This is a genomic window from Janthinobacterium foliorum (assembly GCF_978021625.1).
Genome location: NZ_CDXDQE010000014.1, coordinates 1 through 25,668, shown reverse-complemented (window position 1 = coordinate 25,668; position 25,668 = coordinate 1). Strand labels below are relative to the sequence as shown.

The 25,668-nt window shown below is 64.4% G+C and carries 21 protein-coding genes; 9 read left to right on the top strand and 12 right to left on the bottom strand.

What is annotated here, in order from left to right; translation table 11 throughout:
• The first annotated feature begins 121 nt into the window (after positions 1 to 121).
• Both queC and ACZ92H_RS23650 read left to right on the top strand, forming a co-directional pair.
• Positions 122 to 847: a 7-cyano-7-deazaguanine synthase QueC gene (gene queC / locus ACZ92H_RS23655; protein WP_465051319.1), complete on the top strand. Its 726-nt coding sequence runs from the start codon at positions 122 to 124 to the stop codon at positions 845 to 847.
• A gap of 78 nt (positions 848 to 925) precedes the next feature.
• A complete protein-coding gene (locus tag ACZ92H_RS23650; RefSeq protein ID WP_465051320.1) occupies positions 926 to 1,837 on the top strand; it encodes a sterol desaturase family protein in 912 nt (303 codons plus the stop codon).
• Here the strand turns inward: ACZ92H_RS23650 and ACZ92H_RS23645 are convergent.
• The gene (locus ACZ92H_RS23645) at positions 1,815 to 2,498 is read right to left on the bottom strand and encodes a helix-turn-helix domain-containing protein (RefSeq protein WP_465051321.1); all 684 of its coding nucleotides are present in this window, start codon (positions 2,496 to 2,498) and stop codon (positions 1,815 to 1,817) included. The two genes, ACZ92H_RS23650 and ACZ92H_RS23645, sit on opposite strands and share 23 nt — an antisense overlap.
• A gap of 500 nt (positions 2,499 to 2,998) precedes the next feature.
• Between ACZ92H_RS23645 and ACZ92H_RS23640 the strand changes: the two genes are divergently transcribed.
• The gene (locus ACZ92H_RS23640) at positions 2,999 to 6,043 is read left to right on the top strand and encodes a sensor domain-containing diguanylate cyclase (protein WP_465051322.1); all 3,045 of its coding nucleotides are present in this window, start codon (positions 2,999 to 3,001) and stop codon (positions 6,041 to 6,043) included.
• Here the strand turns inward: ACZ92H_RS23640 and ACZ92H_RS23635 are convergent, their stop codons facing one another.
• The gene (locus ACZ92H_RS23635) at positions 6,044 to 6,418 is read right to left on the bottom strand and encodes a hypothetical protein (protein WP_465051323.1); all 375 of its coding nucleotides are present in this window, start codon (positions 6,416 to 6,418) and stop codon (positions 6,044 to 6,046) included. It lies immediately after the preceding gene.
• Between the two features lie 211 nt (positions 6,419 to 6,629).
• Between ACZ92H_RS23635 and ACZ92H_RS23630 the strand changes: the two genes are divergently transcribed.
• Positions 6,630 to 6,866, top strand: a complete 237-nt coding sequence (locus tag ACZ92H_RS23630) for a hypothetical protein (protein ID WP_131375840.1) — start codon at positions 6,630 to 6,632, stop codon at positions 6,864 to 6,866.
• Between the two features lie 77 nt (positions 6,867 to 6,943).
• Here the strand turns inward: ACZ92H_RS23630 and ACZ92H_RS23625 are convergent, their stop codons facing one another.
• The gene (locus ACZ92H_RS23625; RefSeq protein WP_131375842.1) at positions 6,944 to 7,582 is read right to left on the bottom strand and encodes an Npun_F0296 family exosortase-dependent surface protein; all 639 of its coding nucleotides are present in this window, start codon (positions 7,580 to 7,582) and stop codon (positions 6,944 to 6,946) included.
• A 365-nt stretch (positions 7,583 to 7,947) separates the two neighbouring features.
• On the opposite strand from ACZ92H_RS23625, the gene ACZ92H_RS23620 reads away from it, so the two are divergent.
• Entirely contained in the window at positions 7,948 to 8,460 is a 513-nt protein-coding gene (locus ACZ92H_RS23620; RefSeq protein ID WP_131375844.1) for a hypothetical protein, read from the top strand.
• Positions 8,461 to 8,584: 124 nt separating this feature from the next.
• Here the strand turns inward: ACZ92H_RS23620 and ACZ92H_RS23615 are convergent, their stop codons facing one another.
• The 5 genes from ACZ92H_RS23615 to ACZ92H_RS23595 form a co-directional block, all read right to left on the bottom strand.
• Entirely contained in the window at positions 8,585 to 11,755 is a 3,171-nt protein-coding gene (locus ACZ92H_RS23615; protein ID WP_465051324.1) for an efflux RND transporter permease subunit, read from the bottom strand.
• Between the two features lie 24 nt (positions 11,756 to 11,779).
• The gene (locus ACZ92H_RS23610) at positions 11,780 to 12,985 is read right to left on the bottom strand and encodes an efflux RND transporter periplasmic adaptor subunit (RefSeq protein WP_465051325.1); all 1,206 of its coding nucleotides are present in this window, start codon (positions 12,983 to 12,985) and stop codon (positions 11,780 to 11,782) included.
• Between the two features lie 11 nt (positions 12,986 to 12,996).
• On the bottom strand, positions 12,997 to 14,235 hold the full coding sequence (locus ACZ92H_RS23605; protein WP_465051326.1) for a TolC family protein: 1,239 nt from the start codon (positions 14,233 to 14,235) through the stop codon (positions 12,997 to 12,999).
• A 107-nt stretch (positions 14,236 to 14,342) separates the two neighbouring features.
• Complete coding sequence (gene czcI, locus ACZ92H_RS23600) at positions 14,343 to 14,711, bottom strand: cation efflux protein, CzcI family (RefSeq protein WP_131375852.1); 369 nt, start codon at positions 14,709 to 14,711, stop codon at positions 14,343 to 14,345.
• A gap of 42 nt (positions 14,712 to 14,753) precedes the next feature.
• Positions 14,754 to 16,301, bottom strand: coding sequence for a C13 family peptidase (locus ACZ92H_RS23595; RefSeq protein ID WP_465051327.1), 1,548 nt, complete (start codon positions 16,299 to 16,301; stop codon positions 14,754 to 14,756).
• Between the two features lie 182 nt (positions 16,302 to 16,483).
• Between ACZ92H_RS23595 and ACZ92H_RS23590 the strand changes: the two genes are divergently transcribed.
• A complete protein-coding gene (locus ACZ92H_RS23590) occupies positions 16,484 to 18,427 on the top strand; it encodes a GAF domain-containing sensor histidine kinase (protein ID WP_465051328.1) in 1,944 nt (647 codons plus the stop codon).
• A gap of 362 nt (positions 18,428 to 18,789) precedes the next feature.
• On the opposite strand, the gene ACZ92H_RS23585 is transcribed toward ACZ92H_RS23590, so the two are convergent.
• Entirely contained in the window at positions 18,790 to 20,295 is a 1,506-nt protein-coding gene (locus ACZ92H_RS23585) for a DUF3369 domain-containing protein (protein WP_131375858.1), read from the bottom strand.
• A 436-nt stretch (positions 20,296 to 20,731) separates the two neighbouring features.
• Here ACZ92H_RS23585 and ACZ92H_RS23580 point away from each other — a divergent pair, with 436 nt between their 5' ends.
• Both ACZ92H_RS23580 and ACZ92H_RS23575 read left to right on the top strand, forming a co-directional pair.
• Positions 20,732 to 21,232: a DUF3016 domain-containing protein gene (locus ACZ92H_RS23580; protein WP_131375860.1), complete on the top strand. Its 501-nt coding sequence runs from the start codon at positions 20,732 to 20,734 to the stop codon at positions 21,230 to 21,232.
• Between the two features lie 142 nt (positions 21,233 to 21,374).
• Complete coding sequence (locus tag ACZ92H_RS23575) at positions 21,375 to 21,914, top strand: DUF3016 domain-containing protein (protein WP_465051329.1); 540 nt, start codon at positions 21,375 to 21,377, stop codon at positions 21,912 to 21,914.
• Positions 21,915 to 21,924: 10 nt separating this feature from the next.
• Here ACZ92H_RS23575 and ACZ92H_RS23570 read toward each other — a convergent pair whose 3' ends face one another.
• The 3 genes from ACZ92H_RS23570 to ACZ92H_RS23560 all read right to left on the bottom strand — a co-directional run bounded on the left by ACZ92H_RS23570 (position 21,925) and on the right by ACZ92H_RS23560 (position 24,813).
• On the bottom strand, positions 21,925 to 22,713 hold the full coding sequence (locus ACZ92H_RS23570) for a substrate-binding periplasmic protein (RefSeq protein WP_465051330.1): 789 nt from the start codon (positions 22,711 to 22,713) through the stop codon (positions 21,925 to 21,927).
• A 60-nt stretch (positions 22,714 to 22,773) separates the two neighbouring features.
• Entirely contained in the window at positions 22,774 to 23,217 is a 444-nt protein-coding gene (locus ACZ92H_RS23565; protein ID WP_076565483.1) for a thioesterase family protein, read from the bottom strand.
• 141 nt (positions 23,218 to 23,358) lie between these two features.
• Complete coding sequence (locus tag ACZ92H_RS23560; RefSeq protein WP_465051331.1) at positions 23,359 to 24,813, bottom strand: PQQ-dependent sugar dehydrogenase; 1,455 nt, start codon at positions 24,811 to 24,813, stop codon at positions 23,359 to 23,361.
• Between the two features lie 296 nt (positions 24,814 to 25,109).
• Between ACZ92H_RS23560 and ACZ92H_RS23555 the strand changes: the two genes are divergently transcribed.
• A partial coding sequence (locus ACZ92H_RS23555; RefSeq protein ID WP_465051332.1) for an alcohol dehydrogenase catalytic domain-containing protein occupies positions 25,110 to 25,668 on the top strand: 559 nt, incomplete at its 3' end.

Here is a 25,668-nt window from a genome sequence, read left to right as displayed (position 1 = left end):
AATGCTGACTGCATGTTACCGGAATAGGTAAATTGATGGCGGACGAATAAGTATTATTAGCGCACAGAATCTCGTTTCCCAGCGCACTCAACAACAGAATAAAACTGAAAAGAAAGAAATTATGCTAGCAACTGATACTGCACTGGTGCTCTTTAGCGGGGGGCAAGATTCCACCACCTGCCTGGCCTGGGCCCTGAAGCACTATAGCCGCGTGGAAACGATTGGCTTTGACTATGGCCAGCGCCATGCGATCGAGTTGACGGTGCGTCCCGGCGTGCTGGAACAGATGCGCCGCCAGTCGCCCGAGTGGGACAGCCGCCTCGGCCCTGACCACATGATAGACCTGTCGCTGATTTCCGCCATTTCCGACACGGCGATGACGCAGAACGTCGAGATCGTCATGCAGGAAAACGGTTTGCCGAACACCTTCGTGCCGGGACGCAACTTGCTCTTCATGACGGTGGCTGCCACCGTCGCCTACCGCCGCGGCCTGACGGTGCTGGTGGGCGGCATGTGCGAGACGGATTTCTCCGGCTATCCGGATTGCCGCGACGACACGATGAAGGCGCTGCAAGTGGCCTTGAACCTGGGCATGAACACGCGCTTGAAACTGGAAACGCCGCTGATGTGGCTGGACAAGGCGCAAAGCTGGGACCTGGCGGAAGACCTGGGCGGCCAGCCGCTGGTCGACCTGATCCGCAGCGGCACGCATACCTGCTACCTGGGCGAGCGGGGCGAACTGCACGACTGGGGCTATGGCTGCGGCACTTGTCCGGCTTGCGCCCTGCGCGCCAATGGCTACCAGCAGTACGCTGCGCGCAAGGCCGTGAAACCGGCTGCCAACTAGGCAGTTTGCGCCGTTTCTTCAAGCGGCGCGGCAGGGTGCGGGGCCATGCTGTGGTTTTTGCCACAGGAGCATCCTGCCATGAAATCCCTCTTTGCCGCGCTGTACGGCCCCGTCTTCTGGGCCGGCTTCATCGGCGCCGCCGCCGTGCTGGTGGCGTCCTGCCACTATGCTCTCTGGGTTCTGCCGCCGCTGTTGCTGCTGGCCCTGCTTGCTTCTTTTCTGGCCGAGCGCTACCTGCCGTATGACGGTGCGTGGAACCACGCGCATGGCGACGGCGCGCGCGACATCGCGCACGCGCTCGTCAATGAAACGCTGTACCTGCTGGGCCTGGCCATTTTCCCTCTGCTGGCGGGACGCCTGGCGCTGGGGCCGTTCTGGCCCGTCCAGCTGCCGTTCTGGGGCCAGCTGCTGCTGCCCGTCGTCATTGCCGACTGCGGCATCACCCTCGTGCATTACCTGAGTCACCGTTATTATTTTCTGTGGAAACTGCATGCCGTGCACCATAGCGTGCAGCGCCTGTATGGCTTCAATGGCTGGATGAAGCATCCCTTGCATTTGCTGCTGGAAGCGGCGGGCGGCATGCTGCCCTTGCTGCTGCTGGGCATACCGGAGCACGTCATGGGCGTGCTGGCGTTTGCCGTGGCCATCCAGCTGCTGTTGCAGCATGCGAATGTCGATATGCGCATGGGACCGCTGCGCCACGTGTTTGCCTGGGCGCCCCTGCACCGTTTCCACCACATGAAGTACGGCACGGCCGGCGACGTCAACTTCGGCCTGTTCTTTACGTGCTGGGACCGCATGCTGGGCACGCGCTTCGACGCGCCCCGCTACCGCATGACGGGCGATGACCTGGGCATCGGCAGCCGTCCCGACTACCCCGTCGGATACGGGGCGCAATTGCGCGAACCGTTCCGCGCGGAAGAGGGCGTGCGCGCGCCCGAGCCGCCGGCCGGCTTGCGCGCGCCCGTCAATCGATCAGCTCGACAGTGAGCTGGCGCAGGCTGCGGTCGGCGCGCACGCCGAACAGGCTGCGCATGGTGCGCGAGAAATGCGCGGCATCGGCAAAGCCGGCGCCGTGGGCGGCATCCGTCAAGGTGCTGCCGAGCAAAATGAAACGGATGGCCAGGCGCAGGCGGCGCCACAGCACCAGGCGGCGCACGGGCAGCCCGAGCCGGGCGCTGAACAATCGCTCCAGCTGGCTCAGCGACAAATGCGCCGCCCCGGCCACGGCCAGCGCGCTGACCTTGCCGGAGAGTAAAGCGTCGAGCTGGTCCAGCGCCCGCTGCAGGCGCGCGTCGGGCAGGGGCAGCACAGGCTGGGCTTGCAGTGCGGCGGCCAAGGTGTCCGGCGCGGGGGCGGGTAGGCTGTCCAGCGCCGCCAGCAGGCCCGCCGCGCCGAAGCGCTGCGGTTCCGCATAGATGGTCAGCATGGACGCGGGCGCCGCCAGGATGGCATGCGGGCGCAGGCTCTCGACGAGCAGGCGCCGCGCCGTGTGGACGGCGCCGTCCAGCTCCACCGTGAACGGGGCGCCCGTGCTCAGCATCAGCTGGTGCGCATAGTGGGCATGGCGGGCGGTGGCGCCGGCTGCCCCATGCAAGATGGCAAAGTCCGGCGCCAGCCATAAGCTGCCCTGCCAGTGGTCGTCGTGCAAGCGATGCTCCTGTTTTCTGCAATCAATCGCCAGTACTGTAGCGCATGGTGTTCAGACCGGCTGGCGCCGCGGCGCCGCTTTGCCATTGATAGCCGTTTGTGCGCCCGGCGCCGGTGGCATTCCCGCCGCGTCGTACCCGATGCCGTGGGTGGTGTCCGTGAAGAACAGGGGCCCGGCACCCCGGCGCCAGTCTAGGCGTGGCCAGCGGCCGTTGCCAGCAAGCGTCGGCGGGGGAAGGCGGCGGAGAAGGCATTGTCAAGGCGCAAGGAAGGGCAGCAGAAGGAATCGCAATTATAAATGAGAATCATTATCAGTTATCCTGGCGTCGAATTTGTGCTGGGAAAACTCAGTTGCGGCTTTGCAAGTTGTGGTCTTTTTGACACACAATTGAGCGTTGCAAGGCCCTGCGCTGTAACGTACTATCATTCTCATCGACTACCGATGGTAGTCGTGCAGCCCGCTGCCAGCCTGCGGCCCGGAAGTAGTTTGATGAGCCCGTCATGCATACACGCGCGTCCCCGTCGTGGTTTTCCAGGCCAGTGTCGCACTGGGTGGGACCACGCCTGTGTGCGGCGCTGGTGCTGGCCCTGTGTCTGGGGCTGACGTATGGCGCCTGGCGCAACGTCGAGGATGCCAGCGAGCAGCAAGTGCAAGCTGATTTCGATTTTCGCGTGCGGGAACTGGTAGGCAGCATCGTCAGCCGCATGCAGACGTATATCCAGGTGCTGCACGGGGTGCAGGGCCTGTATGCCAGCTCGCAGGATGTGACGCGGGGCGAATTCCACGCGTATCTGGCGGCGCAGCAGGTGGACCGGCATTTTCCCGGCATCCATGGCATCGGCTACCTGCCGCTGCTGCCCGGCAGCGCGCGCGCGCGGCACGAGGCGCAGGTGCGCGCGCAAGGCTATCCCGACTACACCATCCGCCCGCCCGGCCAGCGCCAGTGGCACGCGCCCATTACCTATCTGGAACCGTTGAGCGACAGCAACCTGCTGGCGTTCGGCTATGACATCTGGTCCGAGCCCGTGCGCCGCGCCGCGCTGGAGCAGGCGCGCGACACGGGCCAGGCCGCCATGACGGGCAAGATCCGCCTGGTGCAGGACGGTGGCAGCGGCGATGCGTATGGCTTCCTGGTGGTGCTGCCCGTGTATGACAATGCGCTGCCGCATGCCAGCGTGGAGCAGCGCCGCGCCGCGCTGCGGGCCTGGGTCTTCGCGCCATTCCGCATGGGCGACCTGATGGCTGGCGTGGGGGGCGAGGCGTCGCGCCAGCTGGACCTGGAAATCTACGACGGCGCGCAGCTGGCCGATACGGCGCTGATGTATGACAGCTTGCCGGGCACGCAGTCGGCCGGGGCGTCGGCCGTCCTGGCGTCGCAGCAGACGATCCGCATCGCCGGCCATGCCTGGACCTTGCGTGTGCGCGCCATGCCGGGCTTCGATGGCGAATTGCTGGCGCGGCCGCGGGCCGTGGCCTGGACGGGACTGCTGGTCAGCCTGGCCTTGGCCCTGGCGGCGTGGCTGCTGGCGTCCAGCCGCGCCCGCGCGCACGGGGCGCTGGCGCGCGCCAGCGAACTGGCCGGCCAGCTGGAGCAGGGGCAGGCGAGCGTGCTGGCCATGGCCGAGGCGGCGCAGCGCAGCCAGGCCATGCTGCGCAACATCCTCGATTCCACCATCGACGGCATTTTGGTGGACAACATCGATGGCCGCATCTTTACCTCGAACCGGCGCTTCCGCGACCTGTGGCAAGTGCCCGACGCGCTCGACTGGCAAGCCGATGGCGAGGCGCTGGTGCGCCATGTGGCAAGCCAGCTCGAACAGTCGGCGCCATTCCTGGTGGCGCGCGCCCACGCGCCGCAGGGCCACCGCGAGCGGCGCGACGTGCTGCACCTGCGCGATGGCCGGGTGATCGAGCAATATGTGCGCAGCATGCAGCTGGGCAATGAGCAGGCGCGGCTGTGGACCTTCCGCGATATCAGCGAGCGCAGCCAGATGGAACGGCGCGAGCACACGCGGCGGCAAGTGCTGGAAATGCTGGCCACGGGCGCGCCGCTGGAACGCGTGCTGGAAAGCGTGGTGCTCAGTGTGCAGGCCGACCATCCCGCCATGCTGTGCAGCATCTTGCTGCTCGACGAACAGCGCCACCGCCTGGTGCTGGGCGCGGCGCCGGGCCTGCCCGCGTTTTTCAATTTGTCCAGCCACGGCCATGACCTCGATACCCTGCAGGGCGTGCACGGCATCGCGGCGCAAGCGTTGCGCAGCGGCCAGCGCGTGATCGTCGCCGACCTGCATGCCGATGCGGGCGCGCAGGGCACGATGGAACTGGCTTGGCGGGCCCAGCTGCAGTCGTGCTGGGCCGAGCCCGTGCGTGGCGGCTCGGGCAAGCTGCTGGGCGTGTTGATGGCCTACCACCGCCAGCCCACCTTGCCCGGCGCGGCGCACCTGGCGCGCCTGGGCGAGGCGGCGCACCTGGCGGGCATGGCCATCGAACAGGCGCAGGTGGCGCTGGCGCTGCGCGCCGGCGAAGCCCGCTTCCGCAGCCTGTACGACTACGCGCCCGTGGCCTTGTGGGAACAGGACTGGTCGGCCGTGCGCGCCGCGCTCGATACCCTGGAACAGGCTGGCGTGGGCGACCTGGCCGAATGGTTGCAAACGCACCCGGAGGAATTGAAAGGGCTGGCGGCCAAGGTGCGCATCATCGACGCGAATGGCGCCGCGCTGGCGCAGGTACGCGCCACGGACGACGACCAGCGCCGTGGCGCCCTGGGCCTGGCGCAGAATTTCGACGACAGCGCCTTGCCCCGTTTTGGCGATGCCTTGCTGGCGCTGGCCGGCGGCGCCCATCTGTACGAATGCGAGAGCAGCTTCGTGCGCCTCGATGGCGCGGCGCGGCAAAATGAACTGAGCTTGCTGGTGATGCCGGGCCATGCGGACAGTCTCGACTTCCTCATGGTGTCATCGCTCGATATTACCGAGCGCAAGCGCATGAATGCGGAACTGCTGCAGCTGGCCACCACGGATTTTCTGACGGGCTTGCCGAACCGGCGCCAGTTCATGGCGTCGCTGGAAAATGAGCATGCGCGGCTGCAACGCGAACTGGCCAGCTGTGCCACCGTGCTGATGCTCGATATCGATCACTTCAAGCGCGTCAATGACGAACATGGCCACGCCGTCGGCGATGCCGTGCTGCGCCACCTGGGAGCGCTGATGTGCCAGGCCTTGCGCAAGGTCGACGTGCCGGGCCGCGTGGGCGGCGAGGAATTCGCCATCTTGCTGCCAGGGACGGATCTGGGCGCGGCCGCCATCTTTGCCGAGCGCTTGCGCCGCCGCGTGGCGGAAAGTTCGCTGACCATCGATGGCGGCATCGTGATCACCGTTACGGTAAGCATCGGCATGGCCGCCATGGCCGGCACCGATGCCGATTGCGACGCCGTGCTGGCGCGCGCGGACGAGGCGCTGTACCGTGCCAAGCGCGGCGGGCGCAACCGCATCGAACAGAACGAGGGCGGCGGCGACGGCGTGCTCAGCAAGTTCATGGCGCAGTGATTACAGGCTGTGCCGGCGTGCCTGCGCCAGCTTGCGGTTGCGGCCGACCAGCAGCCAGACGATGGCGATGGGGATCAGCAACGGCAGCAGCACGGGCGTGCTGAGGGCCAGCACCAGCACCACGCAGAACGCCACCACGGCGAGCAGCACCACGCCCACGCCGGCCAGCAGCACCCCCGCGACGACGGCGGCGCATACCAGCACGAGTGCCGCGATCAGCACGCCGCCACTGGCAAAGACCAGGCCGAACAGCCACTCCAGCGGACCATCGACGTCACTGCCGTTGAACTGCATGTGCATGTCCGTGGCGCCGATCTTGTCGAGGAACAGGCAGGCCAGCATGAGGATGAGGACGAAGGTGAGCAATTTTTTCATGGTAAGCCTCTGAGTGTGGGTGTCGGGGTCTTGCATGATCACACTGTAGCGGCGTGCCTGGCCCGTCGCCAGCGGCGTGCGACAGGCGGTCATTTTCACGGTATGGAAGGTCTTGAGAGGAGGGAAACGCTTATTTGGAACAAGATTTCTTTTCTTGTAATACGCGCAAGCCGTCCTATACTGAACACCTCAGTCTCGCAAGGAGGGCAACATGCTTTTGTTTGCAGATACCGGGGATCAATCGCTATCCCCTTCCCACCATCGAACCACGCGCCAGCGTAGCGCCCCGCAGTCTTGTGCCGAGCCCGTTGGCGCGCCATCGGCGATCCCGCCGATCATCATCAATCCTTTCAACTACCATGCGCCGCTGCCGGCCATCGACCCGCGCTGGGTGCCGCCTGGTCCGCCGCTGACCTGGCCCAACCGGCCCGCCATGTCCCTGTGCTGAAGAATCGGCGCCGGCAGCGTCGGCCAGCCTGGCAGTGAAAAAGCCCGCAGCGCGGGCTTTTGCCGGTGTGTGGCTGATCAGGATTGTTTGCGGCGCAGCATGAAGCCCAGCAAGCCCAGGCCGGCCAGCAGCATGGCATAGGTTTCCGGTTCCGGCACGGCGGCGATGTAGGCGTGGTTGTCGCTTTCAAAGGCATCCTGGCCCGGCGAGTGGAAGGCCACCGAGGTGAATTTCGCCCCTTCGCCAGCCCATGCGTTCACGTACAGGCCAACCGATTGATCACCGTTGGCGCTGACGCCGCCCAGGGTGGCAATTTGCGATCCCGTCAAGGTGACCGTGCTGTGATCGCCCATGGTGAAGACGACGCTGTTATACGTGTCTGGCGAACCCATGTAGAAGCCAAAATAGCTGAGGCCGCCACTGAAGGTCGCCATGCCGGGCGTGATCTGGCCATTCGTCACGCCGACGGAATAGAAGGCCGTCATGTCGTTCGGTGGCTGCGCCGCGTAGGCGGGATGGCCGCTGGTAAACACGGACCCCGTATAGTTGCTTGGCAGTAGGCCGTCGTTGAAGTTGATCGTCGTTGCGCCGGCCACGGACGTGACGAGGCCTTCACCGGCCAGTGCCGTGCCGCCCGTGGTGAACGTGGGGACGGCGCTGGCCGTACCGGCGGCAACAGTCAACGTGGCCAAGGCCAGGGTAGTCAAGAGTTTCATATTTAATCCCTCTGATTGGTATGGTTGTACGCAGCTTTTTTTACAGCGAGGACGTTATTGCCTGGCGTGCGGATGCTATGCGGCGTACTGGGTCGAGGGGCGTCGCGGGCAGATAAGTTTCTTGATGCCAAGCATTGCTAAATGCAATATTTGAAATATAAAAAACACAATTCAGATTGCAAATTAATAATAGGTTTACTTGAGCAATATCAAAGCCCGATCGCTAGAGTAAAGCTACTAATTTGATACCTTGCCTTATTGCCCGGATCGGCTATGGCAGCGGCCGCTTTCGCATGCGCCAGGGCGGCACGGACGGGCGTTTTCGACTATCATGCTAGCCCCGACCTTCCACCACGAGCACCGCCATGAGTACCGATTTCCCCGACTTTTCCGACGCAGCAGCCGAGCAGGACAACGACGCGCCGATCCAGGAGCCACGCCTGTGGGTGGGCAATGGCTGGACGGCGCGGGTGATCAAGAATGAGGAAGATGAAGGATGGGCCGTGGCCATGATCAAGGATGGCGAACCGGAGCCGGCGCTGGTGGGCCCGTGGACCATGGGCCGCGACAAGAAAAACCCGAAACCGCTCGACGTCAACGCCTTCAATACGCTGGTCAAGACGGCTTCCGAAGTGCTGCGCCGCCACGAGCAGCAGCTGCACGCGCAGCTGCACAAGAACCTGTTCGTCGCCACCGATGAGGGGCAAATCAAGGTGATGTTCGACATCGTGCCCGACGAAGACCACCCGTATGCCGAACTGAGCGCTTACGATGCGGACGGTGAGCAGATCGCCAAGGTGCGTACCTCGGCCGCGTTCAAGTTCAATGCCACGGCGGCGGCCAACTGGATCGAAGGCGGCTACCGCCGGCCAGGCTAGCAAAATCTACTGCGCGGCACGCTTTGCGGCCTCCGATGCGCGCTGTACTTGATTGAGTACAGCTGCGCGTCTCAGCCGTAAATCGAAGCCGCTCGCTACGATTTTGCTACGCCTGGCTCCATGACTACACCGCCGCGCCTGCGGGCGCGGCGTGCATTTCCTCTTCCTCCTGCCTGCGGTAGGCCAGCCGGTACAAGAGCGGCAGCACCAGCAGGGTCAGGGCCGTGGACGACAGGATGCCGCCGATCACCACGGTGGCCAGCGGACGCTGCACTTCGGCGCCCGTGCCTGTGGCGATGGCCATCGGCACGAAACCCAGCGAAGCCACCAGCGCCGTCATCAGCACGGGCCGCAGGCGCGTGATGGCGCCTAGGCGTATCGCCTCCTGCAGGGGCATGCCCTGTTCGCGCAGCTGGCGGATGTAGGCGATCATCACCAGGCCGTTCAGCACGGCCACGCCGGACAGGGCGATGAAGCCGACGGCCGCCGAGATCGACATGGGGATGTCGCGCAGCCACAGGGCGATGATGCCGCCCGTCAAGGCGAACGGAATGCCGCTGAACACCAGTACCCCATCCTTCACATTGCCGAACATGGCAAACAGCAAGACAAAAACGAGGGCCAGGGCCACGGGCACCACCAGCTGCAGGCGCTTGGTGGCCGACTGCAATTGCTCGAACTGGCCGCCCCAGCTGGTCCAGTAGCCGGGGGGAATGGCCACCTGCGCCTGCAACTGCTGCGTGGCGTCCGCCACGAAGGAACCGATGTCGCGCCCGCGCACGTTGGCACTGATGACGATGCGGCGCTTGCCATCTTCGCGGCTGATCTGGTTCGGCCCCGGCGCCACTTGCAGGCTGGCTACTTCACCGAGCGGGATGAAGCGCGCGCGGCCTTCCGTGCCCGCTCCCTGGGGCAGGGCGATGGGCAGGCGCTTCAATTGCTCCAGGTCGCTGCGCAGGCTGTCGGGCAGGCGCACGACGATGTCGAAGCGGCGGTCGCCCTGGAACAGGGTGCCCGCTTCCTGTCCGCCGATGGCCGTGGCGATCGCCGACTGCACGTCGGCAATGTTGAGGCCATAGCGGGCCGTCTGCTCGCGGTCGATCTGCACCGTCAGCATGGGCAAGCCCGTCGTCTGTTCGACCTTCACTTCCGTGGCGCCGGAGATCTTGCCCAGCACGCCGGCGATCTTCGCCGCCGTGCTGTCGAGCACGGCCATGTCGTCGCCGAACAGTTTCACGGCCACGTCGCTGCGCACGCCGGAAATCAGTTCATTGAAACGCAGCTGGATCGGCTGCGAGAACTCGTAGTTGTTACCCGGCAAGCTGGTGGCCGTCGCTTCGATTTCCGCCAGCAATTGCTCGCGCGACTTCTTCGGCTGCGGCCATTCCTTGCGGGGCTTGAGCATGATGTAGCCGTCGGAAATATTCGGCGGCATGGGATCGGACGCGATCTCGGCAGTTCCCGTGCGGGCGAAGACGCGGGCGATCTCCGGGTGGTTGTCCATCAGCTTGCGCTCCAGCTGCTGCTGCATGGCCAGCGACTGGCTCAGGCTGGTGCCGGGGATGCGCAGGGCCTGGATGGCGATGTCGCCCTCGTTCAGGCTGGGCACGAATTCGCTGCCCATGCGCGTGGCCAGCAAGCCCGACAGCAGCACGGCCACCGCCGCGCCAACCAGCACGACGGGCGTGTTGCGCATCACCTTGTCCAGCAGCGGCGCATACCAGCGCTTGGCCGCACGCATGATGGCATTTTCCTTTTCCGCCACCTTGTCGCCGATAAACAGGGCCACGGCGGCGGGAATGAAGGTGATCGACAGCAGCATGGCGCCCAGCAGGGCGATCACCACCGTCAAGGCCATCGGCGTAAACATGCGGCCTTCCACGCCCGTCAGCGCGAAGATGGGCAGGTACACCACCATGATGATCAGCTGGCCGTACAGCAATGGCCGGCGGGCTTCTTGCGATGCGGCAAACACTTCGTGCAAGCGTTCCTGCAGGGACAAGGGCCGTCCCAGCTTTTGCTGCGCATGGGCCAGGCGGCGCACGCAGTTTTCCACGATGACGACGGCGCCATCGATGATGATGCCGAAGTCCAGCGCCCCCAAACTCATCAGGTTGGCGCTCACATGGTATTGCACCATGCCCGTAAACGTGAACAGCATGGCCAGCGGTATCACCATGGCCGTGATGACGGCCGCGCGGATATTGCCGAGGAACAGGAAGAGGATGGCGATCACCAGCACGGCCCCTTCCAGCAGGTTTTTCTTCACCGTATTGATGGCCTTGTCGACGAGCACCGTGCGGTCATACACGGTGACGGCGTGCACGCCTGTCGGCAGGCTGCGGTTGATCTCCACCATCTTTTTATCCACGGCTTGCGAGACGGCGCGGCTGTTCTGGCCGATCAGCATGAAGACGGTGCCCAGCACCACTTCGCGGCCGTTTTCCGTGGCCGCGCCCGTGCGCAGTTCGCGCCCGATCAGCACGTCCGCCACGTCGCGGATGCGGATGGCCACGCCCTGCACATTGGCGACGATGATGTTGCCGATATCGTCTTTCGACGCCACCTGGCCCGGCGCGCGGATCAGCAGCTGCTCGCCCTGTTTTTCGATATAGCCGGCGCCCACGTTGCCATTGTTGCGTTCGAGCGCCGTTACCACGTCCTGCAGGCTGATGCCGTAGGCGGCCAGTTTTTCCGGATACGGCGCCACCTGGTATTGCTTGGCGTAGCCGCCGATGGCATTGATCTCCGTCACGCCCGTGACATTGCGCAACTGCGGCTTGATGATCCAGTCCTGGATTTCGCGCAGGTCCGTCGGCGTGTACGGCGTGCCATCCGGCTTTTTCGCGCCGTCCTGCGTTTCCACCGTCCACAGGTAAATTTCGCCGAGGCCCGTGGAGACGGGCCCCATCTTGGGCGTGATGCCGGCCGGCAGGCTTTCCTTGGCTTCCTGCAAGCGCTCGTTGATCATCTGGCGGGCAAAATAGATGTCCGTGCCATCCTTGAAGATCACGGTAACCTGCGACAGGCCATAGCGCGACAGCGAGCGCGTCTGTTCCAGGTTCGGCAAGCCGGCCATGGCCGTCTCGATGGGGAAGGTGACGCGCTGCTCGGTTTCCAGCGGCGAATAGCCGGCGGACTGGGTATTGATTTGCACCTGCACATTGGTGATGTCGGGCACGGCGTCGATGGGCAGCTTCTGGTAATTGTAAATGCCCAGGCCGGCGATAAAGGCGACGGCCAGCATCACCAGCCAGCGCTGGTCGATGGCAAAGCGGATCAAGCGTTCAAACATGATGGTGTCCTTTGTTTCACGTGATCAGTGTTCGTGGCCGGCGGCATCCTTGCCCAGCTCCGATTTCAGGACAAAACTGCCTTGCGCGGCGTACGGCGCGCCGGCGGGCAGGCCCTGCCTGATCTCCGTCCATTTGCCGTCGCTGCGTCCCGGCAGCACCGGCGTGGCCTGGTAGCCATCCTTGACTTGCACGAAGACGACGGGCTTGTCTTCCACCGTCTGGATGGCCGTGCTTTGCACGGTAACGGGCGCGTCCGCTTCGCCCGACACCACTTCGACCGTGACGAACAGGCCCGGGCGCCACGCCATGTCGGGGTTCGCCAGGCTGATGCGGGCCTTGGCCGTGCGCGTCTGTTCGCCCAGCAAGGCGCCCACATAGGTGATCGTGCCCTTCGCGCTGGCAACAAAAGCGCTGGCTTTCACCTCCGCCTTGCCTCCCATGCGCACGGTGGCCAGGTCTTTCGCCGGCACGGCGATTTCCGCCCACACGGTCGACAGGTCGGAAATGACGAAGATGTTCGCGTCTTCCTTCACGGCTTCGCCCAGCGCGATGTGTTTTTCCAGCACCATGCCGTCGAACGGCGCGCGGATCTCATAGCGGTTCAGGGGGCCCTTGGCCGCGCCCGTGGCGCCCAGCGCGCTGAGCTTTTGCTGCGCGTTCTGCACGGCAATCTCCGCTTCGCGCCACGTTTGCTGCGCCTGCAGGTAATCCTGTTCGGCGGAGATTTTCTCGCGCCACAGTTTTTCTTCACGTTCGTACGTGGAACGGGCCAGCGACAGTCTGCGCTGCGCCGACAGCAGTTCGCTGCGCTGCTCGGACAGGTCCGTGCTGGCGATGACGGCCAGCACTTGCCCCTTCTTCACCAGCTGGCCCAGGTCCGCCTGCACGGCTTCCACCACGCCGGCCAGGCGCGGTACGACGTGGGCCGTGCGGTCCTCGTTGAAACGGATTTCGCCGGGCAGGGCGACGGTGGTCTTGATGCGGCCCGGCGCGGCCGTGGCGATGACGACGCCGGCCGCGCGGCTTTGCGCGGCCGTCAGTTCCAGCCTGCCTTCCACTGCCGCGTGGCCGTGTGCGTCTTTCTTTTCAGCATGCGCTTCCGCCTTGGCGGCAGGGGGCGGGGCGCTGGCGGATGTGCCCGTGCCGAGGATCAGGCTGGCCAGCACGAGGCCGGCGGCGGCGATGCCAGCGATGGCGATGCCCTGTTTTTTGTTGAGTGTGATGTGCATGTCGGTATTCCTTACAGGGAAGCGGGGGCGCCCAGCAGGCGCTCGATCTCGGCGGCGGCCTGGTGCGCTTCGGTGAGGGCGCGCAGGTATTGGTTTTTGGCTTGCAGCAAGGTGCGCTGGGCATCGAGCACGTCGAGGAAGGCGAACTTGCCAAACTCGAAGCCCTTGCTGGCCGCGTCGTAGGCGCTCTGGGCGCCAGGCAAGATGTCGCGGCGCAAACTTTCCACGTCGAGCCGCGCCGTGGCCAGGCGTTCGCTGGCGGCGGCAACCCTGGTCTGCACGTCGATGCGGGCGGCGGCCAGCTCGTCGCTGGCCTTGTCGCTGCGGCGCAGGGCATCGAGCTTGTTGCCCGCATTGCGGTCGAACAGGGGCAGCGGCAAGGCAAGGCCGACGATGGCCTGGTTGCGTCCCAGTTCTTCCGAGCGCTTCATGCCGATGCTCACGGTGACGTCGGGCGTGGCGCGCCGCTGTTCCACATCCAGCAGGGCTTGCCGCTGCGCCAGCGCGCTGCTTGCCTGGCGCACGACCGGCGCTTGCGGCAGGCGCGCCGCCAGCTCGCTGCCTGGCGGCAGTTCCGGCAGGGTTTCCAGGCGTCCCTCGGCGACGGTAAAGCGGGGCGTGGCGTTGCCCCACAGGGCGGCCAGGCGCTGGCGGGCGCTGGCCAGGGCGCTGCGCGCCAGGTTCAGTTCCAGGCGCACGCTGGCTTCGGCCACGCGGGCCCGCGTTTCCTCGACGGGGGAGGCCTTGCCGGCCGTCACCCGGCGCGCCGTGATATCGCTGGCGCGCGCGGCCAGCGCCTGCGCGCTGTCGGCCAGGCGCAAGCCTTCCTGCGCCGCCAGCACCTCGACAAACGCGGTGGTCACCTGCGCGCGGGTCTCGGCTTGCTGCAGGGCCAGGCCTGCCTGCGCCACGTCTTCGCCACGCTGGGCGGCGGCTGTGCGGGCGCCGCGCTTGCCGCCCAGTTCAATGAGCTGGTTGAGCTGCACGGTGGTGCTGCGCGTGGCGCGGCGCGTGTCTTCCAGCACGGTTTGCAGTTCCGGATTGGGCAGGGCGCGCGCCTGCTGCACGCTGCCGCCCTGCGCCGCCAGTTCGTGGCGGGCGGCCGACAGGGTGGCGTTGCCGCCCTCGGCCAGGGCCTGCGCGGCGGGCAGGGTCAGGGGCGCGGCAGCTTCCGCGCTAGATTGGGCGTGGCCAAGGTTGCCGGCCAGCAGGCCAGCGGAGAGTAACAATAGATAGAGGGATCGGTACATCGAATTCTCCAAAAAAACGGAAAAGAATTCGACGGGACGCGCAGGCTTGCGCCCGGATTATTTCAAGGCGCGCGTTGCGATTTTACAAAAGGGGACGTCCCGTCGGCCTAGATGGCCGACGACCAGTCGGGGCGCTTGGGCGCGTCCGGGATGTGCGAAGCGTAAAAGAACGGGGCAGTGTCGGCGATCACGGCGGCCGTGTCGACGACGGGCAGGCTGGAGCCGGCCGGCAGCCACGCGTGGCCGATGCCATGGCAGACGTTGCAGTCGCTGTGCGGCTGGCCTTTTTTTTGCTGGTCGGCCACTTTCTTGTCGGCCACGGGTTTCTTGTCCGCATCCGCCTTGTGCTGGTGGCTGTGGTGGCCCAGGTGCTGCGCCGCCTTGCCTTCTTCATGCAGGCAATACGCGCTCGCCGCGGCCCAGGACATCTGGAGCGGAAGCACGAACAGCAGCAAAATGAGGAGGAATCGGCGCATGGTGACGGCTATTGTACAGAAAGAAGGAACGCCGTGCCGCGCTTAGCGGGGCTGGGCGCGCCACGCCTTCAGCTGTGCGGCGATGGCCTTGCCCTGGAACATCTGTGGCTCGGAATGCTCTTCCGCTTCCATGCCGCCTTCGCGGAAATCGGCCGCTTCGCGCGCCTGCACCAGTATCCTGGCTTGCTCGAAGGCGTCGGCAAAGCCCGCGCTCTTTGGCAGCGCTTCCTTGAAATAGGCTTCGCTGAAATAAGTAAAATCGTTCTGGTCGTCGCAGCCGAACGAGGTGCGGTCGCTGCGCGCGGCCGTGATGATGAGGGTGTTGTCATCTTTCAATGGCGCAATGAAACCGCCCGCATAGCAGGCGGAAACGACGATGACTTTCCAGCGGATGCCGCTGTGCTTGAGCATGGACGCCAGCTCCTGCGCTGGCAAGCTGTGCAGATCCATGCCGTTTTGCGCCAGCGCCAGTTCATGTTCGGGCGAACCGTGGCTGGTGAGGAACAGGAACAGGATGTCGTTCTGCTTGTCCATTTTCCCGCCCAGGGCGTCGAGGCTGGCGCGCAGGCTGGTCAAGGTCGCCATCGGCTGCTGCGCCACCGTGTTGCGGCTGTTGACGAGCATCAAGGAGCGGCCCACGGTACCGTAATCGCGGTCGAACTGGCGCTGCACGAAGGCCGTTTCGCGGTGAAATACTTCCTGCGCGCCATCGCCGGCCACGCCCAGCAGGTACAGATTGATTTTTTTCGCCGGGTCGCGGGGCGCGATGCGCGCCAGGGCCTGGTCCAGCAAGGTACGCTGGTTGTACAGGGCCAGTTCGATGTTGTCGCGTGTGAGCTTGTCGGCGGCCGGGTCGTCCAGCTGGCCTTCCGTCCAGTTGCCGCTGTCCTCTTTCCGGCCGTCCGCCTGCGCCACGGCGTAGCGCAGCACGCCCTTGCCGTCGAACTGGCCATTCTTGAAACTGCCCCGGTATTCATCGCCCTCGGCCGTGCGCAGCACGCCTTCGCCCTCGAACTTCCAGTCTTTCAGTGCGCCTTCGTAATGGATGCCGTCGCTGGTGCTGACTTTCGCCTTGCCCAGCACTTGCCCCTGGACGAATTCGCCTTCGAAGACGGTGCCGTCCGTGTCGGTCAGCTTGCCGGCGCCGTGCGGGCGCCAGTGTTTGAAATGACCTTCGAAGGTGGCGCCATCGGCGCCCTGGAAGCGGCCTTCGCCTTCGAAGCTGCCCTTGACGAAGCTGCCCTCGTACAGCTCGCCCTTGGGCGAGGTGTAGCGGCCATGGCCGTCGAAGGCGCCCTGGCGGAAGGCGCCCACGTATTCCACGCCCGAGGCCTGGCGCAGCGTGCCCTGGCCGGAAAACACGCCGCGCGCGAAGCCGCCGGCATAAAACGCGCCGCTCGCATACTCGAGGCGGCCCTGGCCATGCATCTTGCCGTCGACCAGGGGGCCGAAGTAGCGCCCGCCATCGGCCGTCTCCGCCGCCGGCGCCTTGGCCGGCGCGGCGCACAGCGGCGGCATGCCCAGCGCGGCAAAGGCCAGCAGGGCGGCGAGGGTGTAGGGACGAAGGGTGGCGCGGAGCGTGGCGGTCATGAGGACGGTCTGGTCTGTAGGAAGGGGCCTAGTCTGCCACTGTATCGCCGAGGTGGCAAATGTGTGCGTGGCGCGTGGTGTCATGCCTCAAGGCAAGAATTGTGCATTTAATGCCGTGCCAAGGCGGGACTGAACTGATAATATTGATTTTCAGAACATATTTAGAAGGCACTTGTCACTCCATGGAAAGCCGTCTCAGCCGTCTGGAAGCCGTCCAGACCGTGTTGCTGGAAATCGGCCAGCGCGCCAGTACCTGCAGCGATATCAGTGCATTCCTGCAAGCCGTGCACGCGGCGCTGGGGCGCATCATGTATGCGGCGAATTTTTATGTCGCACTCAGCGACCGCGACGACGGCCTCGTGCGCTTTCCGTATTTTGTCGACGAATTCGACGCCTCGCCCGACCCGGAAGCGGGCGTGCGCCTGGCCAGCGCGGCGCAGTCGCCCACGGCATGGGTCATCGTCAACCGCAAGCAGCTGGTGATGACGGCCGACGACGACGCCATGCGCGCCATCGGCGGCGGCGCCTGGGGCGGCGGCACGGCGGCCGAGCACTGGATCGGCTGCCCGCTGCTGGACCCGCAGCACCAGGTGCTGGGCGCCATCGTCATCCAGAGCTATGACGCCGAGCACCGTTTCAGCCTGGAAGACCAGGCCCTGTTCGCGCTGATCGCCACGCACGTGTCGAGCGCCCTGCAGGGCATGCAAAGCATGGACCGCCTGGAAAAGGCGGTGCAGGAGCGCACGGCCCTGCTGGCGCACGAGGTGGCCGAGCGGCGCCGCGCGGAAAACCTGCAGCATGCGCTGTACGAAATCGCCAACCTGTCGGCGCAGGCGGCCGACGCGACGACCCTGTACGCGCGTTTGCACGCCATCATCAGCGAGCTGGTGACGGCGAAAAATTTCCTCATCGCCCTGTATCACCCGGAAAACAAGGACATCACGATCCCGTACTTTGTCGATGAAAAGGATGCGCAGGCGCCCGTGAAACGCTTTCATTACGGCATCGGCATGAGCTCGTATGTGCTGGCGCGCCGCCAGGCCTGCCTGCTCGATGCGGACAGCTATGCGGCGCTGGTGGCCAGCGGCGAGATGGACGAGCCGCTGGGCAATACCGGCATCGCCAGCTGGATGGGCGCGCCCATGCTGCTGGGCGAGCGCAAATACGGCGTGATCATCGTGCAAAGCTATGACACGTCCGTCGTGTATGGCCAGGCGGAACTGGACGTGCTGGCATTCATGGCCAGTCATGTGGCCGTGGCGATGGCGCGCATCCAGGCTGACAGCGCCATGCGCAAGGCCAAGGAAACGCTGGAAGAGCAGAACGCGGCCCTGAACAGCGCCTTGAGCGCGCTGCAGGAAGCGCAGTCGGAACTGGTGCGCCAGGAAAAACTGGCCTCGCTGGGACGCCTGGTGGCGGGCGTGGCGCATGAAATCAACACGCCGCTGGGCATCTGCGTGACGGCTACCAGCCATCTGGTGCAGGAATTGAAACTCACGCGCGAAGACCTGGAAGGCGGCCGGCTCGACGAAGACGGCTTGCAGCAGTTCTTCGACATCATCGACCAGACCCTGCGCATCATGACGACGAATACGCAGCGCGCCGCGGCGCTGGTGCGCAGCTTCAAGCAGGTGGCCGTGGACCAGTCCTCGGACGAGCTGCGCAGCTTTAACTTGCGCAAGTATCTCGATGAAGTCCTGCTCTCGCTGCAGCCCAAGCTGAAGGGCAAGCCCATCAAGGTGGACATCGACTGCGCGCCGGACGTGCAGCTGCGCAGCTATCCCGGCGCCGTCTCGCAGATCGTCACCAACATGGTCGTCAACTCACTGGTGCACGGCTTTGCCGAAGGCGAACCGGGCAAGATCAAGCTGTCTGCGCGGACGGCCGGCGAGATGCTGGAACTCGATTACAGCGACGACGGCATGGGCATGGACAGTGCCACCCTGGGCCAGCTGTTCGACCCCTTCTTCACGACCAAGCGCGGGTCCGGCGGCAGCGGCCTGGGCGCGCATATCCTGTATAACCTGGTGACGGGACCGCTGGGCGGCACGGTGAAGGTGGTCAGTGCGCCGGGCATGGGGTTGCATTACAAGATACGCTTTCCGCTGGAGCCGAAGAGCACCTGAGAAAACGTCCATGGCTGCGTTGCTTGGTCTTGCCGTGCTGGTTCGCACTGTCTGCGACCGCGCGCCTTGCCCTGAACGTTTTTCAGGCGCTCTTGCGGCGCGGGTTCGCAGAATGAAAACGACGGCCGTGAATATCAGTCGCGTAGGCCGGATCAGGCCTGAAGGGTCGTCATCCGACGCCACCACAAGCCACGTCAACGATGTTGTCGGATTACGCGCTTGCGCGCTAATCCTACCTACGCCGCTGCGTCGCTGCGCCTTGCCCTCGACATTTTTCAGGCCCGCTTGGCCCGCAATGCCCGTGTTGGCGGCCTGGGCCGAAGTGTGTTTTGCTGGTAGCCGCGTAATCCGACGTACGCATGCTAATCCGGGAAACGCTGATTCAGCGCCAGCGCCTCGTCCAGGTTCGCAATCAGCAACTCCACATACTGCGGGTCGAGGTGGCTGCCGCTCACTTCGCGCAGATAGCCCACCACGCGCTCCAGGGGCCAGGCGTCCTTGTAGCAGCGCTTGTGCATGAGGGCGTCGAAGACGTCGGCGACGGCGGCGATGCGCGCGTATTTGTGGATGTTTTCACCCACCAGGCCTTGCGGATAGCCGCTGCCATCGTATTTTTCATGGTGCTGGTGGGCGATCACGGCCGCCGCCTTCAGCAGCGGGCGCTGCGAGCCGTCGAGGATGGACATGCCCACCGTCGGGTGCTGCTTCATGATTTCCCACTCGGCCGCGTCGAGCTTGCCCGGTTTCAGCAGCACGGCGTCGGGCGTGGAAATCTTGCCGATGTCGTGCATGGGCGCCGCGTGGCGCAGCACCATGGTTTCTTCCTCGGACATGCCGGACGCCTGCGCCAGCAGCTGGCACACTTCGGCCATGCGGCGCACGTGGTTGCCGCCTTCGTGCGAGCGCGATTCGACCACGTCGCCCAGGCGCAGGATCAGCTCGGCTTGCGTATCGGTGATTTCCTGCGTCAGCAGGATGTTGTCGAAGGCGATGGCCACGCCCGAGCAGAATACTTCCAGCAATTGCGCGTCGAGGTCGGAAATCTCCTCCACGCCTTTCAAGACCAGCAGGGAGGCCTTGCCGCTGCTGTTCGGGAAATAGCCGACATAGGTGTCGCCGTGCAGGCGCGAAATTTTATTGCTCTTGGCATGGTCCAGCTGCGACAGCAGGGCAGGGCTGAGGATGCCGTCGTCCGTGTCGCCGATCTGCGCGAGGATTTCATAATCCTGTTCACCCGAGATGGCGCTGGCGCCGCGCAGGCGCAGCAGCATGCTCGTTTCCAGGCGCAGCAGGGCGACCACTTGCTGCAGCAGGCCGCTGGCGAAGTCGCGCAGGTTGCGCTGCTTGAAAATGTGCGCGGAAGCGGCGATGACGCGCTCCAGGCCCTCGCGGTAATGCAGCTGGGCCAGGCGTGCCTCTTCTACCTTCATGATGTCGCGGTAGGCGCGCAGGGCGGCGAAGGTGGTGGTAAACAGCTTGGTGCGGTCGAGTTCCGTCTTTTCCTTGTAGTCGTTGATGTCGTAGTTGACGATCACGCGCTCTTCCGGCGCCTGGCCCGGCTGGCCCGTGCGCAGCACGATGCGCGTGAACTGGTTGCCCAGGTCTTCGCGCATCCAGCGCGCCACCTCCAGGCCGCTGTCTTCGCGCTCCATCACCACGTCGAGGAACACCAGGGCGATGCCGGACTCGCGCGCCAGCACCTGCTTGGCTTCGGCGCCGCTGTAGGCATGCACGAAACTGAGCGCGCGGCCTTCCAGGCGGAAACGGCTCAGCGTCAGTTTGGTGATGTCATGGATGTCGGGTTCATCATCGACGAGCAGGACTTTCCACGGGGGTAACTTGGGCGATGCTGAAGACAAAAATGACATAAGGGCGAGTTCCGCTAAAAGGCATAACTGACGCAATGCTAAGACGCCCGCGCCAGGAATTCCTGTGCGCGACTAACGGCGTTGCGCGTTTTTCCGGCGCAGTTTGTCGATTGTAGACCGACAGCCAAGTATTAACAATAAGCAATAATAATTGACGTAATTCATGCAACAGGCATGTCAAGAAATACTTTAAATTGCCGGGGAGCGTCTCTATGTATACTTTATCGCTTAGGCAACTATATTTTCAAGACAATACTTTGTTTTAAATAATATTGCTAATGAATCTGCAAAAAAAATGCGGGATTCTGGCCTGGGAAGCGGCGGGGAAAGAAAGTAACAAGGTATGAATTTCGCTTCCCAAGCGGGTACTTGCCGTTATATTGAAGGGATATCAGGGGGCTTGTGCGCCCACCTTGTTCATGAAAGGACGAACATCATGCAAAAATCAACGCGGGCCCTGCTGGGGGCCCTGGCCTTCCTGGCCAGCACCGCCGCCTGGGCGGGAACGGAGGTGCGTTTCGATAAACCCGAGCGCTTTACGGATCTGCCGTTCGACCAGCGTGAGCGCGAACAAGTACTCAAGGACTTGAGCCAGCATTTCGAGAAACTGGGGGCGTCGCTCAAGCCCGAGCAAACCTTGAAAATCGATGTCACCGATGTGGACCTGGCAGGGCGCGAAGAGCCGCGCATGCATGGTGCGAATGCCTTGCGCGTGCTGAACGGGCGCGCCGACTGGCCGCGCATGAGCTTGCACTACGTGCTGGAGCAGGATGGCAAGGTGATCAGTAGCGGCGACGCCGAGTTGTCCGACATGTCGTACATGAGCCGCATCAACCGCTATGCCGGCGATACGCGCTTGCGCTATGAGAAGCTGATGATCGACGACTGGTTTGCGAAGACCTTCGGCACGCAGGCGAAACGCCAGGGGCGCAAATAAGTCGGTCACGGCAGTGTCGTGCGGCGACATGTGTTGTATTGCGCTCCAGAAATTTTCTCTTCAGGCTATATTGAAACCAGGCACTGCAATGAATGGCATTGCGGTCACTGCCTGCGGGCCAGTCTTTCTGAAAGGGATGAATATGCGTATTTCTAAGGCGACGAAAACATGGGTCGCGGCGTTGGCGCTGCTTGCCAGCAGCAGCGCCTGGGCCGGCGTGCAAGTCAATTTCAGCAAGCCCGACGATTACACGGACATGCCGTTCAGCTCGCGCGACCGCGAGCAGATCCTGGCGGGCCTGGCGGAGCATTTCCAGTTGCTGGGCAAGGGTTTGCGGCCGGGGCAGGATTTGAAGATCGAGATCACGGACATCGACCTGGCTGGCCGCGAAGATCCGATGCGCCGTGGCGCCATGGACGTGCGCATCATGGATGGCCGCACGGACTGGCCACGCATGCGCCTGCGCTACCAGCTGGAGCAGCATGGCAAGGTGATTGCCAGCGGCAACGCGGCACTGTCCGATATGTCGTACTTGCAGCGCATTAACCGCTATTCCAGCAGCGACGCGCTGCGCTATGAAAAAAAGATGATCGATGACTGGTTTGAAAATACCTTCGGCGTCAAGCCGACGGGCCGCAGCAAGCCCGTCATGACCTTGCAGCAGCAGGTGCAGCGCCGTTAATCAGCGTGCATCATTCCCGCAAATAAGCCTGTTCGATGCGTTCCAGCTGGCCGGTGTGGCGCAGCGCCAGCAAGGCGGCATTCATCTGTTCGATGAAGTCCGCCTTGTAGGCCGGCGTGCTGCGCGCGCTGTAGGCGATATACGTCGCTTCGGACGACAGCTCCAGCACCTCGCGCAAATGAAAGCCGTAACGTTCGAGCTCGCCGTGCAGCTGGCGCGCCGTGTGGCGCGCCGCGCCGCGGTCGCTGGCGTAGCAATCGATGCGCCGCAAGGCCAGTTTCTTCAGATTGGCTTCGTTGCCCTTGGCCGCTTCCAGGTGCAGCAGGCCTTGGCGCGCCGGCGCCATCAATTTTTCCGACAGCAGGAAACCCGTGTTGACGCCGATGGTCAGGCCGGCAAAGTCGCCGGGAAAATGCGTGCGCGCCGTGCGCATGACGGCGTCATGGCAGAACAGCACCACCGATTCGCGATACAGCATGGCGGAATACGGCTGTACGTACGGCCGTTCCGTCTTGCGTCCGGGTGGGAACAGGCCGAAGACCCGGCCTTTCTCCAGCGCATCGAGTCCCCGTTTCCAGGGGCGCGGCTGCAAGACGAGGCGGTAGGCGGGCATCTTCACTGCGGCGGCGCGCAGGATATCGACGTACATGCCCTTGAAGACGCCGTTTTCCACGTAGCTGTAGGGCGCATAGTCGTCGTCGCCGTACAGGATGACGGTGTGCGGCGCCCCCCAGGCGCACGGTAGCGCGCCCAGCAGCGCCAGGCCGAGGCACAGTCTTGCCCTTATCGATGATCGCATGCCGCTCCAGAATCAATTGTCTTCCTGGCAAGCATACAGCATGGCGGCACGGCGCCCCGCTTAATCGATCCAGTTTACCTGTGGGAACTTGCTGCCGAAATCTTCCGGCATGGGCACGACCTGGCTGCGCTTGTAGTTGAAAAACACAAAGCCGGACTTGGCCATCGCGATCAGGGTATTGTCGCGGGGACGCGTGATGCGGAAGGTGATGTCGCCGCCATACTTGTTGAAATCCATGACGCCCACTTCGAACAGCAGCTGGTCGCGCGCATGCGCTTCGGCGCGGTACGTGGTGGCCAGGTCGGTAACGATGATGCCGGTGCCGTCCGCTTCGATATCGCGCACGCCGAACTCGAACAGGAAGCGCGCACGGGCCTCGGAAATCATGGAAATCATGGAATCGTTGCCGAGATGGTTGCCGGCATTGATGTCCGTCGTGCGTACCGTCAGTTGCGAGGAATAGCAGTACTGGTCTTCAGGAAATTCGAGTTTCAAACGGGCCATGGTGTTCTCTTGAGCTGGGGCGCAGGGCGCGGCGGAAAAAAACCAATTCTAGCCGGTTCCCCGCGCCCCGTCGAAAAACGCCGCTCAGGCGTGCGCGGCCAGGACTGCGTGCGCACGCCCATGCGCGCCCGTTTAGCCCGTTTACTTGCGTACAATCCGGTAGACCTTGCCCGTGCCGCTCAGCATGTACAGTTCGTTTTGCGCATCCTGGCCGAAGGACAGGATATTGCCCACGTTCGTGATGCCCCAGTCCGTTACGGCGGAAGCGGCGCCATTGCTGTAGCTGAAACTCTTTAGCCAGCCGCTGCAGTAGTCGGAATACAGGTACTGGCCCGCCAGTTCCGGCAAGGCCGTGCCCCGGTACACATAGCCGCCCGTGATGGAGCAGCCGCCCGCGCTGTCGTGGCCATAGTCGATGACGGGCAGCACCAGCCCTGCCTGGTTGCAGCTGGCGCTGTTGTAGCACTGCGTGCCTTCCATGATGTTCCAGCCATAGTTGTTGCCCGCCTGGCCCACGGGGCGCACATCGACTTCTTCCCGGTTATCCTGGCCCACGTCGGCGATGTACAGCAGCTGGGCCGGCACGTCGAAGGCGTAGCGCCACGGATTGCGCAAGCCATAGGCCCAGATTTCGGCGCGCGCGCCCGCCGTGCCGGCGAAGGGATTGCCTGCAGGAATGGCGTAAGGCTGGGCCACCGTGCTGGCATTCACGTCCAGGCGCAGCAGTTTTCCCAGCAGCACATTGGTGTTTTGTGCGTTGCCGGGCGGATCGCCCGCGCTGCCGCCGTCGCCCGTGCCCGCATACAGGTAGCCGTCCGGGCCAAAGCTGAGCAGGCCGCCATAGTGGTTGCTGAACGTGGGATGCGCGATCGTCAGAATCGTCAGCGCGGACAGGGCATCGGCCACGTTGGCGTTGCCGGCCGACACTTGCCGCCGCTCGATGACGATATCGCCAGCCAGGTTGGTGTAATAAATGAAGAAATAGCCATTGCTGGCGTATTGCGGATGGAAGGCCAGCGACAGCAGGCCCCGCTCGCCGCTGGTGGTGGTGAGCGTGCTGATGTCGAGGAAGGGCGTGGCCAGCAAGCTGCCATTCTGCACCACGCGGACGCGCCCGGCGCGCTCAAGGATGAACAGACGGCTGTCGCCCGGCGGCGCCGTCAGGAAGATGGGCGCGCTCAGGCCGGACGCCACCTCCTGCAGGGCCAGGGCCAGCGGCGCGCTGGCCGCATAGGCGACGCTGGCGCTGGCCGTGGCGCCGGCGCTGACCTGCACCTGCTGCGTCGCGGGCGTGGGCGCCAGGCTGCCCGTGCCATACGCGACGCTGGCGGCGCTGACGGCATACGCGCCGGGCGCCAGGCCATCCAGGGTGGTCGACGCCGTGAGTGCCTTGCTGTACGAGGCGGGACCCGTGACCGTGACGGCGGCCACCACGCCGGCCGGCAAGCCGCCGATGGTCACCGTCAAGCTGCCCGTCGTGGCTGGGGGCGGCGGATGATGGTCGTGGCCGCCGCCGCAGGCGGCAAGCAGGCCCAGGCAGCATGCCAGCAGCCAGGCCATCCAGGTGTGGGGAAGGGGGCGAAATAGCTTGCGCATGTCAGTCTCCTGCGGGAACGACGAATGGCGGGGCGGGGGTGAATCAATCTAGCTCAATGCGAATGGCCTGCTGCCAAGCATGCGCGTACTGGTGCCGGCAAGATTGAGCTGGCACAAGCGCACATCGCACTGGCGCAGCATACGCCCCGCGGATGCGGCGCTTCCGTGCGCTGCTGCACGCTGCGGCGGCTTCGGACAAATGCGCCGCGTTTTCAGACAAGCGCGGGGCCTGCCGCGCCATCTTGCCCGCCGGCACCCGATAATGGCGCGTCTGAAACCGAGCAGGAGTACCTCACATGAAAACCAAAGCCGCGATTGCATGGAAGGCGGGCGCCCCGCTGACGATCGAAGAAGTCGACCTGGCCGGCCCGCGCGCCGGCGAAGTGCTGGTCGAGCTGAAAGCCACGGGCATTTGCCACACGGATTACTACACCTTGTCGGGCGCCGACCCGGAAGGCCTGTTCCCCGCCATCCTCGGCCATGAAGGCGCCGGCGTCGTCGTCGACGTGGGCCCGGGCGTGACGACCCTGAAAAAGGATGACCACGTCATCCCCCTGTACACGCCGGAATGCCGGCAATGCAAGTTCTGCCTGTCGCAAAAGACGAATCTGTGCCAGGCCATCCGCTCGACCCAGGGCCGCGGCCTGATGCCGGACGCCACCAGCCGTTTCTCGCTGAACGGCCAGCCGCTGTTCCACTACATGGGCACGTCCACCTTCTCGAACTATATCGTGGTGCCGGAAATCGCCCTGGCGAAGATCCGCGAAGACGCGCCGTTCGACAAGGTCTGCTACATCGGCTGCGGCGTGACGACGGGCGTGGGCGCCGTGCTGTTCTCGGCCAAGGTCGAGGCGG

Excerpts from the sequence above, each read along its gene's own strand:
- queC (WP_465051319.1), top strand. The coding sequence starts at position 122 with ATGCTAGCAACTGATACTGCACTGGTGCTCTTTAGCGGGGGGCAAGAT.
- ACZ92H_RS23650 (WP_465051320.1), top strand. The coding sequence starts at position 926 with ATGAAATCCCTCTTTGCCGCGCTGTACGGCCCCGTCTTCTGGGCCGGC.
- ACZ92H_RS23640 (WP_465051322.1), top strand. The coding sequence starts at position 2,999 with ATGCATACACGCGCGTCCCCGTCGTGGTTTTCCAGGCCAGTGTCGCAC.
- ACZ92H_RS23635 (WP_465051323.1), bottom strand. The coding sequence starts at position 6,418 with ATGAAAAAATTGCTCACCTTCGTCCTCATCCTCATGCTGGCCTGCCTG.
- ACZ92H_RS23630 (WP_131375840.1), top strand. The coding sequence starts at position 6,630 with ATGCTTTTGTTTGCAGATACCGGGGATCAATCGCTATCCCCTTCCCAC.
- ACZ92H_RS23625 (WP_131375842.1), bottom strand. The coding sequence starts at position 7,582 with ATGAAACTCTTGACTACCCTGGCCTTGGCCACGTTGACTGTTGCCGCC.
- ACZ92H_RS23620 (WP_131375844.1), top strand. The coding sequence starts at position 7,948 with ATGAGTACCGATTTCCCCGACTTTTCCGACGCAGCAGCCGAGCAGGAC.
- ACZ92H_RS23615 (WP_465051324.1), bottom strand. The coding sequence starts at position 11,755 with ATGTTTGAACGCTTGATCCGCTTTGCCATCGACCAGCGCTGGCTGGTG.
- ACZ92H_RS23610 (WP_465051325.1), bottom strand. The coding sequence starts at position 12,985 with ATGCACATCACACTCAACAAAAAACAGGGCATCGCCATCGCTGGCATC.
- ACZ92H_RS23605 (WP_465051326.1), bottom strand. The coding sequence starts at position 14,235 with ATGTACCGATCCCTCTATCTATTGTTACTCTCCGCTGGCCTGCTGGCC.
- czcI (WP_131375852.1), bottom strand. The coding sequence starts at position 14,711 with ATGCGCCGATTCCTCCTCATTTTGCTGCTGTTCGTGCTTCCGCTCCAG.
- ACZ92H_RS23595 (WP_465051327.1), bottom strand. The coding sequence starts at position 16,301 with ATGACCGCCACGCTCCGCGCCACCCTTCGTCCCTACACCCTCGCCGCC.
- ACZ92H_RS23590 (WP_465051328.1), top strand. The coding sequence starts at position 16,484 with ATGGAAAGCCGTCTCAGCCGTCTGGAAGCCGTCCAGACCGTGTTGCTG.
- ACZ92H_RS23585 (WP_131375858.1), bottom strand. The coding sequence starts at position 20,295 with ATGTCATTTTTGTCTTCAGCATCGCCCAAGTTACCCCCGTGGAAAGTC.
- ACZ92H_RS23580 (WP_131375860.1), top strand. The coding sequence starts at position 20,732 with ATGCAAAAATCAACGCGGGCCCTGCTGGGGGCCCTGGCCTTCCTGGCC.
- ACZ92H_RS23575 (WP_465051329.1), top strand. The coding sequence starts at position 21,375 with ATGCGTATTTCTAAGGCGACGAAAACATGGGTCGCGGCGTTGGCGCTG.
- ACZ92H_RS23570 (WP_465051330.1), bottom strand. The coding sequence starts at position 22,713 with ATGCGATCATCGATAAGGGCAAGACTGTGCCTCGGCCTGGCGCTGCTG.
- ACZ92H_RS23565 (WP_076565483.1), bottom strand. The coding sequence starts at position 23,217 with ATGGCCCGTTTGAAACTCGAATTTCCTGAAGACCAGTACTGCTATTCC.
- ACZ92H_RS23560 (WP_465051331.1), bottom strand. The coding sequence starts at position 24,813 with ATGCGCAAGCTATTTCGCCCCCTTCCCCACACCTGGATGGCCTGGCTG.